Annotated in this window: 3 protein-coding genes; all 3 read right to left on the bottom strand. The window is 66.1% G+C overall.

What is annotated here, in order from left to right; genetic code table 11:
* Positions 1-725 (bottom strand): carboxyl transferase domain-containing protein (locus V7Q81_RS15630; RefSeq protein ID WP_333845185.1); only part of this gene is annotated, 725 nt, incomplete at its 3' end.
* Between the two features lies 1 nt (position 726).
* Entirely contained in the window at positions 727-1,890 is a 1,164-nt protein-coding gene (locus V7Q81_RS15635; RefSeq protein ID WP_333845181.1) for an isovaleryl-CoA dehydrogenase, read from the bottom strand.
* 60 nt (positions 1,891-1,950) lie between these two features.
* Positions 1,951-2,585: 2-hydroxychromene-2-carboxylate isomerase (locus V7Q81_RS15640; protein ID WP_333845183.1), on the bottom strand; the 635-nt coding region annotated here is incomplete at its 5' end.

Consider the following 2,585-nt stretch of genomic DNA (forward strand, 5'->3'; position numbering starts at 1 on the left):
GAGATGCGGGTGTGTACCTCCCCGCCCCCCAGCTCCTCCGCGCTCACCACTTCTCCCGTGGCGGCTTTCACCAGGGGAGGGCCGCCGAGGAAGATGGTGCCCTGGTTTTTCACGATGATGGTCTCGTCGGACATGGCCGGCACGTAAGCGCCCCCCGCGGTGCAGGAGCCCATCACCACCGCGATCTGGGGGATGCCCAGGGCCGAGAGGCGTGCCTGGTTGTAGAAGATGCGCCCGAAATGGTCCCGATCGGGGAATACCTCGTCCTGGGCCGGCAGATAAGCGCCCCCGGAATCCACCAGGTAGAGGCAGGGCAGGCGATTTTCCCACGCGATTTCCTGGGCCCGCAGGTGCTTCTTGACGGTGATGGGGTAATAGGTGCCCCCTTTCACGGTGGCATCGTTCGCGACGATCATGCATTCCTGCCCGCACACGCGCCCGATGGCGGTGACGATACCCGCCGCAGGGACTTCGTTGCCGTACATGCCGTAGGCGGCAAGCTGGGACAGCTCCAGGAGCGGCGTGCCCGGATCGATCAGGGCGTCGATCCGCTCCCGTACGAGGCGCTTGCCCCGGGCGAGATGCCTGCGCCGGGCCTCCTCCGGACCGCCCTGGGCCACCTCCTGCACCTTGCGGCGCAACTCCTCCACCAGGGCGCGCATCGCCTGGGCATTGGTGCGAAATTCCTCGCTCCGCAGGTCTACCTTCGACTGGATGGCCATCATGTCAGCCGGTCTTGGCAAAAAGCTCCCGTCCGATGAGCCAGCGGCGGATCTCGGAAGTGCCTGCCCCGATCTCGTAGAGCTTAGCGTCTCGCCACAGGCGAGCTGCAGGATACTCGTTGATGTAGCCGTTACCGCCGAGGCATTGGATCGCCTCCCCTGCCATCCAAGTGGCCCGTTCCGCGGCGTAGAGGATAGCTCCGGCCGCATCCCTGCGGCTCAATTCTCCCCGGTCGCAGGCCTTGGCCACGGCGTAGACGTAGGCGCGGCAGGCGTTGAAGGTGGTGTACATGTCGGCGAGCTTCCCTTGGATCAACTGGAACGTACCGATCGGCTGGCCGAATTGCTTGCGTTCGTGCACGTAGGGGAGCACCACGTCCAGGCAAGCCGCCATAATTCCCAGCGGACCGCCGGCCAGCACCAGCCGCTCGTAGTCGAGCCCGCTCATGAGCACGGCGATGCCTTCGTTGACTGCTCCGAGGACATTGTCCCCCGGTACCTCGCAATCCTGGAACACCAGCTCGCAGGTGTTGGAGCCGCGCATGCCCAGCTTGTCCAGTTTCTGGGCCGTGGCAAAGCCCTTGAAGCCCCGCTCGACGATGAAAGCGGTGATGCCCTTCGCCCCGGCGTCGGGATCCGTCTTGGCGTAGACCACTACCACGTCCGCGTCCGGCCCGTTGGTGATCCACATCTTGGTGCCGTTAAGAACGTAGCACTCGCCCCGCTTGTCCGCCCTAAGCTGCATGGACACCACGTCGGAGCCGGCGCCGGATTCCGACATGGCCAATGCCCCCACGTGCTCGCCGGAGACGAGCTTGGGCAGGTAGCGCTGCTTTTGCGCCTCACTGCCGTGACGCCGGATCTGGTTGACGCACAGATTGGAGTGGGCCCCGTAGGAGAGACCCACGGAGGCGCTCGCGCGGCTCACCTCCTCCATGGCCACCACGTGGGCCAGATAGCCCAACCCCGCGCCGCCGTACTGCTCCTCGACCGTGATGCCGAGCAGTCCCAACTTGCCCAGCTTGGGCCATAAATCCCGGGGGAATTCATTGGAGCGGTCGATCTCCGCCGCCCGGGGCGCAATCTCTTTGGCGGCAAAGCTGCGCACGCTTTCGCGCAGCAGGTCGATAGTCTCACCCAGATCGAAGTTGAGGCTCGCGGGGTTCATGGTCGGTCCGGCTTCGGGCTATGGCGCCAAGGGCGAACGGGGCGCGGTGCAAGAAGATCCTTACCACCCCCCGGTTTCGAGCCAGCGCTCGAGCTGATCCATCCGGTCCACGCCCCAGAAGGGCTCCCCGTCCACGATGAAGAAGGGGGAGCCGAACACGCCCCGGGCGAGGGCGGCGTCGGTCTCGACGCGCAGCCGCTCCTTCACGGCGGGTGCCTGCAGCACCGCGCGCAGCGTCTCGCCGGGGAGCCCTACCGTGGCGGCCACCTGGACGGTCACCTCCGGGCTGGAGATATCCTGGTCTTCGACGAAATAGGCGCGGAACAGGGCCGCGGCCAGCGCCTTGGCCTGGGCCGGATCCCGGTCCCACACCCAGTAAGTGGCCCGGGCGGGGGCCTGGGTCGCCACCGGGAACTTGGAGGGGATCTTCAAAGGGATCCCGTTATGGCGGGCGCAGCGCAGGGTATCGCGGCGGACATACTCGCCTTTGAGGGGGATCGTGGGAAGGGGCTGCCCGCCCGTGACCTTGAAGACGGCGCCGAGGAGGATAGGGTGCCAGATCACTTCCCGATCGTGCCTGGCGGCGAGTGCCTCGATGCGGCAGCTGGCGAGATAACCGTAGGGCGAGGAGTAGTCAAAATAAAAATCGATCGGCGCACCCATGTCGGGTCCCCGGCGAACCCCCGAGGCTTCAG

The sequence above is a fragment of the Pelomicrobium sp. genome, assembly GCF_036803785.1.
Classification (GTDB): domain Bacteria; phylum Pseudomonadota; class Gammaproteobacteria; order Burkholderiales; family UBA6910; genus Pelomicrobium.

Excerpts from the sequence above, each read along its gene's own strand:
- V7Q81_RS15635 (WP_333845181.1), bottom strand. The coding sequence starts at position 1,890 with ATGAACCCCGCGAGCCTCAACTTCGATCTGGGTGAGACTATCGACCTG.